This is a genomic window from Massilia sp. P2_C2 (assembly GCF_056404615.1).
Map to the genome: position 1 here is coordinate 1 of NZ_JBFUDR010000344.1, position 5,881 is coordinate 5,881.

General features: G+C 70.3%; 7 protein-coding genes. 3 read left to right on the forward strand and 4 right to left on the reverse strand.

The genetic code is table 11. The features are described from left to right. From AC1DYX_RS26575 to AC1DYX_RS26590, 4 genes are all read right to left on the reverse strand, one after another. The coding region (locus tag AC1DYX_RS26575) for a hypothetical protein (RefSeq protein ID WP_477264464.1) at nt 1–201 on the reverse strand (201 nt) is incomplete at its 3' end. Further along, nucleotides 201–968 (reverse strand): type III secretion system inner membrane ring lipoprotein SctJ, encoded by a 768-nt coding sequence (gene sctJ, locus AC1DYX_RS26580; RefSeq protein ID WP_477264466.1) that lies wholly within the window; start codon nt 966–968, stop codon nt 201–203. The genes sctJ and AC1DYX_RS26575, both read right to left, overlap by 1 nt. Nucleotides 969–984: 16 nt before the next feature. After that, nucleotides 985–1,383 carry a type III secretion protein HrpB2 gene (locus AC1DYX_RS26585; RefSeq protein ID WP_477264468.1) on the reverse strand — a complete coding sequence of 133 codons (399 nt, stop codon included), beginning with the start codon at nt 1,381–1,383 and terminating at the stop codon, nt 985–987. Between the two features lie 9 nt (nt 1,384–1,392). Further along, complete coding sequence (locus tag AC1DYX_RS26590; protein WP_477264470.1) at nt 1,393–1,863, reverse strand: HrpB1 family type III secretion system apparatus protein; 471 nt, start codon at nt 1,861–1,863, stop codon at nt 1,393–1,395. 220 nt (nt 1,864–2,083) lie between these two features. Here AC1DYX_RS26590 and sctU point away from each other — a divergent pair, with 220 nt between their 5' ends. The 3 genes from sctU to sctP are packed head-to-tail and all read left to right on the forward strand — an operon-like array spanning nt 2,084 to nt 5,690. Then, on the forward strand, nt 2,084–3,184 hold the full coding sequence (gene sctU / locus AC1DYX_RS26595; protein WP_477264472.1) for a type III secretion system export apparatus subunit SctU: 1,101 nt from the start codon (nt 2,084–2,086) through the stop codon (nt 3,182–3,184). Then, nucleotides 3,181–5,118, forward strand: a complete 1,938-nt coding sequence (locus AC1DYX_RS26600; RefSeq protein WP_477264474.1) for an FHIPEP family type III secretion protein — start codon at nt 3,181–3,183, stop codon at nt 5,116–5,118. The genes sctU and AC1DYX_RS26600 overlap by 4 nt, the downstream gene beginning before the upstream one ends. A gap of 5 nt (nt 5,119–5,123) precedes the next feature. Further along, a complete protein-coding gene (gene sctP, locus AC1DYX_RS26605; protein ID WP_477264476.1) occupies nt 5,124–5,690 on the forward strand; it encodes a type III secretion system protein SctP in 567 nt (188 codons plus the stop codon). Nucleotides 5,691–5,881 lie beyond the last annotated feature (191 nt).

Below are 5,881 nucleotides of genomic sequence, written 5' to 3' on the forward strand. Positions count from 1 at the left end.
CCCCAGCCGCAGCCGGTGGCGCAGCTGCGCGCTGCGCTGCAGCGGCGTCAGGGCCGGCGCCGGCGCCACGAGCTCCGCCAGCCGGCCGGGATCGACGTCGTCGCCCAGCCGCCGCAAGCGCGCCTGGTAGGCCTGCAACAGCATCGCCATCCGGACCACCGGCAGCGGTTGCGCGTCCGGCCCGCGTTGCGTGGCGCCCATCAGGCCACACCCTTGCGGCCCGGCATGCGCGTGCGCAGGCGTGCCAGCGTGGCGGACAGAGCGCCGCCCCGGCGCAGGAAGAAGGCGGCCAGCGCCAGCGCCACCGTCGCCAGCACCGCGCCGGCGCCCCACAGCACGGCGCGCGGCAGATGCCCGGCGCGCGTGCGGGCCACGGCCGGCGGCGGGGCCGTGCCGCCGGGCACGAGCACGACGCTCACGTTGTCGTAACTCAGTCCCTCGACGCTGTGCACGACGAGGTTCTTGATGCCGGGGACGAGCGACGCGACGTCGGTGTTGGGCCGGTACTTGATGAAGACCGAGGCGCTGGGCGGCTTCACCACGTTCGCCAGCGGGTCGTTGTTCGGCAGTGCGATCTCCACGTGCGCCTGCGCCACGCCGTCGATGTCGCTGAGGGTGCGGGCGAGCTGCTGCGAGACGCCGAAGATGAAGCGCACGCGCTCCTCCGTGGGCGTGGAGATCAGGCCGTCCTTCTTGAACATCTCGCCCAGGTTCGTGTACCTGGCGTGCGGCAGCCCATGCGCGTGCAGCGCGTCCATGGCGGGCGCGAAGTCGTCGTCGGCAACGCTGATCAGCCAGGTCTTGCCGTCGTCGGGCGAGCTCTTGCTGGCGTCGACGCCGGCCTCCAGCAGCACGGTCAGCATGTCGTTCGCGTCGCTCTCGGTCAGTTGCGCGAACAGCTGCTTGGTGCAGCCGCCCAGCGCGGCGGCCAGGCACAGCACCGCGAGGATGAATCTGGCAGTTTTCACGTCGGCTCCTCGGGATTCATTGGTTCTTCATCAGGGTCTGGACGGCCGTCTTGCCGGACTCGGCCAGCGTGTTCACGATGTTCAGCTTGAACGACAGCACGGCCATCTCCGACTGCATCTGCACCGCCGCCACGGCCATTTCGGGCATGCTGGCCGCGTCGCCGATCGAAAACGACTGGATATTTTCCAGCGTCGCCTTGGCGGCGTGGTCTTGGGCGTCGATCATGCGGGACAGCTGCGACGGGCCGTGCGTGCGCGTCTGCGCGCCAGGGCCGTGGCCGATCTGCTGCATCAGCGCGGAAAAGCGGTCGACCAGCGTTTGCGGGGCCGGGGCCGGGGCCGGGGCGGCCTGGGCCACGGGAGCGACGGGCGTTGTCGCCGGGACGGGTGTGACCGGAGCAATCGGTGCGATCATGGCGGCTCCTCAGGCGCGCAGGTAATATGCGGGCGCCAGGTCGGCCACGGCCGGCGCGGCGGCGGTCTCGGACTCGGGCTCGGCGGCGGCGTCCGGCCCTTTGCCGAACAGCAGGTTGACGAGCGCCACGGCTTCCGGATCGTCGTTCCGCGTCAGCACCTCGTTGGCGCTGATGCGCCAGGCGTCGTCGCCGGATGCGTACAGGCACAGCGCCTGCAGCGCGGTGCAGATCGGCAGGTTCTGCATGTCGGGGCTGCTGCCGTGCAGGTTGCGCAGCACCTGCGTCGCCTCGATGTAGCGCTTGCGCTTGATGAGCAGCCAGATGTCGAAGGTGTCGAGCTCGCGGAACCGGGGCCGCAATACCCGCAGCGCCGCCAGCAGCGCGTCGGACTCGGCCAGCCTGCCCTGGTTAATCCCCGCCATCAACACCTCGATCAGGCCGGTGACGACTCTGTTGTCGCATTTGCTGTAATCGTTCATGAGCGTTCCTCGCATTGGTTGCGTCCGCAAGATGCCTTGCGCCGGACGACACATTAACGGCCGGGACCCGTCCGGCCGCGTGCCGAAGCGAAGCGTCCATGCATGAAACGAAGGCGCGGCCCCCGCTTCGGCGCGCGCGCCGGCGCTTCGTTCGACGCCACGCGGGCGTTCACCGCCGGACCGACAATCCGGGCGTATCTTTCACAGTCCCGGCGGTGCCATGTCAGACGAAAAAACCGAAGAACCCAGTGCCAAGAAGATGGAGGACGCCAGGCGCGACGGCAAAGTGGTCAAGAGCGCCGACCTCACGGCCGCGGCCGTGCTGCTGACGACCGGCGTCCTGATGCTGCTGTCCGGCCCGGCGCTGGGCGACGGGCTGCGTGCGCTGCTGGCGCCCGCGCTGGATGCGCGCGCCATCACTCGTCCCGACGCCGACCTGCTGCTGACCGCGCGCCGTATCGGCCTGCAGGCGGCGCTGCTGCTGGCGCCGTTCCTGGTGGCGTGCGTGATTGCCGCGGTGGTGGGCACGCTGGCGCAAACCGGCATCAACCTGTCGTTCAAACCCGTGGAACCCAAGTTCGACGCCGTCAATCCCGGCGCCGGGCTGACCCGCATCTTTTCGATGCGCTCGATGGTCGACCTGGGCAAGATGGTCGTGAAGGCCATGCTGATCGTCCTCGTCATGTGGAAGACGCTCACGCTGCTGGCGCCGTTGATCGTCGCCGCGGCCCACCAGCCGGCGCCCGCGCTCGCGCAGCTGGCCTGGCGCATCCTGGCCCGCTTCCTGCTGGTCGGCGGCGTGCTGTTCCTGCTGATGGGCGCGGCCGACTACGGCATCCAGCGCTGGCTGTTCGTGCGCGACCAGCGCATGAGCAAGGACGAGGTCAAACGCGAGCACAAGGAATCGGAAGGCGACCCGCACCTGAAGGGGCACCGCAAATCGCTCGCCAGGGAAATCGCCCTCGGCCCGGCGCCCGCGAACCGCGACCAGCTGCGCCGGGCGCAGGCGGTGATCGTCAACCCGACCCACTACGCGGTGGCCCTGTCCTACGACGCCGCGGGCCTCGGCCTGCCGCAGGTGGTGGCCAAGGGCGTCGACGACCAGGCGCTGGAGATCCGCCGCATGGCCCAGGAACTGGCCATCCCGATCGTCGGCAACCCGCCGCTGGCGCGCGCGCTGTACACGGTGCCGCTGGGCGACGCCATTCCCGAAGCGCTGTTCGACACCGTCGCCGCCATCCTGCGCTGGGTGCGCGACATCGGCACGCCGGACGCCGGCCCCGTGCCGCCTTCTTCCTCTCACCTCGTGGAACCGTTATGAACCTGCCCAAGAAAATGGAATTCGGCGGCGAGATCGCCATCGCCGCCGTCGTCGTGGCGGTGGTTGCGCTGATGATCCTGCCGCTGCCGACCTTCGCCATCGACAGCCTCCTCACCATCAACATCGGCGTCTCCGTGATCCTGTTGATGATGACGATGTACGTGCCCAACGCGGTGGCGTTCTCGTCGTTTCCGTCGCTGCTGCTGTTCACGACGATGTTCCGGCTGTCGCTGAACATCGCGTCGACCAAGTCGATCCTGCTGCGCGCGGACGCCGGCCACATCATCGAAAGCTTCGGCGAACTGGTCGTCGGCGGCAACCTCGTCGTCGGACTCGTCGTGTTCCTGATCATCGCGACGGTGCAGTTCATCGTCATCGCCAAGGGCTCGGAACGCGTGGCCGAAGTCGGCGCCCGCTTCACGCTCGATGCCATGCCGGGCAAGCAGATGAGCATCGACGCCGACCTGCGCGCCGGTAACCTGAGCGCCGACGCCGCGCGCCGCAAGCGCGCCCTGCTGGCGATGGAAAGCCAGCTGCACGGCGGCATGGACGGCGCGATGAAATTCGTCAAGGGCGACGCCATCGCCGGCCTGATCATCACCATGGTCAACATTCTCGCCGGCATCGTCGTCGGCATCACCTACCACGGCATGAGCGCGGGCGAAGCCGCCAGCCGCTTCGCCGTGCTGTCGGTCGGCGACGCGATGGTGTCGCAGATCCCGTCGCTGCTGATCTCGGTGGCGGCCGGCATCATGATCACCCGCGTGGCCGACGAACACCGCGAAGGCGTGCAGTCGCTCGGCGCCGAGATCGCCCACCAGCTCAGCGGCAATGCACGCGCGCTGTTCAGCGCCGCCGCCCTGCTCGGCGCCTTCGCCTTCGTGCCCGGCTTCCCGTCCGCCATGTTCCTGCTGCTGGCTGCGCTGGTGGGCGCGGCCGGGATGGTCTTGCGCAAGAAAGAACGGGCCGCGGCGCCGCCGGACGTGCAGCTGCCGGCGCTCAAGCGCCTGGGCGGCGTCGACGACAAGCAGGCCGTGCCCACGATCGCCACCAGCGCGCCGCCGTTCTCGCCGCCGATCGCGCTGCGCCTGTCCACCCAGCTGGCCGCGCTGCTGGACCCGGCCGCGCTGGACGCCAGGTTCGACACGGCGCGCCAGGGCATCGTCGAGGAACTGGGCCTGCCGTTCCCCGGCGCCGCCGTCTGGACCAGCCCCGCGCTGGACGGCCTGCGCTACGAGCTGTCGCTGCAGGACGTGCCGATGGGCGAGCTGCAGCTGCCGCCGCCGGCCGGCGCGGGCGAACTGGAGGCGGCCATCGTCGACGCCACGGTGGCGACCCTGCGCGCGCACGCCCAGCTGTTCGTGGGCCTGCAGGAAACCCAGTGGCTGCTCGACCGCGTGGCCGCCGACTATCCCGGGCTCGTCGACGAAGTCAAGAAGGCGCTGCCCGTGCCGCGCATCGCCGACGTGCTGCGCCGCCTGCTGGAAGAGCGCATCCCGATCCGCAACATGCGCGCCATCCTGGAAAGCCTCGTGGCCTGGGGCCCGCGCGAAAAGGACATGCTGACGCTGTGCGAATACGTGCGCGGCGACCTGGGCCGCTTCATCGCCCACCGCGCCACCGGCGGCCAGCGCCAGCTGCCCGCGATCCTGCTCGACACCAGCGTCGAACAACTGATCCGGCAATCGATCAAGACGACGCCGGCCGGCAATTACCTGACGCTGCCGCCCGACCAGGTGCAGGCCATCGTCGGCCGCATCCAGCAGATCGCGGGCCCGGCGCCCGAGCCGCTGCTGGCCGTGGTGACGTCGATGGACATCCGGCGCTACGTGCGCCGCATGATCGAGCAGCAGCTCGGCTGGCTGAACGTGTATTCGTTCCAGGAGCTGGGCGGCCACGCCGACCTGCGCCCGCTGGGCAAGCTGGCGCTGTAACCGCCATGACGATGAAGCCCACCGCGACCCTGCCCGTGCGCCTGCTGTCCCGTGCCGACGCCATGCCGGCCGCGCGCGCGCGCGCGCCGCGCAACCCGCTGCGCAGTCAATTCCTGGCCCGGCTCGTGCCCGAAGCCGATCTGCAAGCCCCTGCCCAGCCGGACGACGACGATACGCCGGCGCAGCCGGATGTCCTGCCCGTGGCCGCCGCCGCGCCTCAGGCCGCGCCGGCGCTGCCCGAACCGGCGCTGTCGCGCCRCATCGCCCGCGCCTGCGCGCGCGACGAGCGGACGAGCCTGCGCATGGCGCGCCTGGCCGCCGTCATCGGCGACTTCGTGAACACGCCGGCCATCATCGACAGCGGCTGCTGGGAATTGCAGATCGCGCTGGACCCGGCGCTGCTGCCGGCCACCCGGTTGCGCCTGAGTCTTTCGTCCTGGCGGCTGTCGCTTCGTTTCGAGAGCGACGACCGCGACGCCCGTTGCGTAATCTTGGACAACAGCAGGGAATTGCAGCACCGCCTGCAGACCCTGCTGCCGGCCCACATCGACATCGACATCGTCTGCTGGTGACGCCGGCGCCGCCCCGAGGAACCAACATGCTCAGAGACGACAAATGCATCGCCCCGCTCCATTCGCGGCTGCCCGCGCTGACGCCCGCGCTGGCGCGCCTGACGCGCGTGCTGTTCGCGCGCGCGGCGGGCACGCTGGCCGCGCACCTCGCGTGCCGCATCGTGCCGCTGGACGCCGGCGGCGCACTGGCC

Excerpts from the sequence above, each read along its gene's own strand:
- AC1DYX_RS26590 (WP_477264470.1), bottom strand. The coding sequence starts at position 1,863 with ATGAACGATTACAGCAAATGCGACAACAGAGTCGTCACCGGCCTGATC.
- AC1DYX_RS26585 (WP_477264468.1), bottom strand. The coding sequence starts at position 1,383 with ATGATCGCACCGATTGCTCCGGTCACACCCGTCCCGGCGACAACGCCC.
- sctU (WP_477264472.1), top strand. The coding sequence starts at position 2,084 with ATGTCAGACGAAAAAACCGAAGAACCCAGTGCCAAGAAGATGGAGGAC.
- AC1DYX_RS26600 (WP_477264474.1), top strand. The coding sequence starts at position 3,181 with ATGAACCTGCCCAAGAAAATGGAATTCGGCGGCGAGATCGCCATCGCC.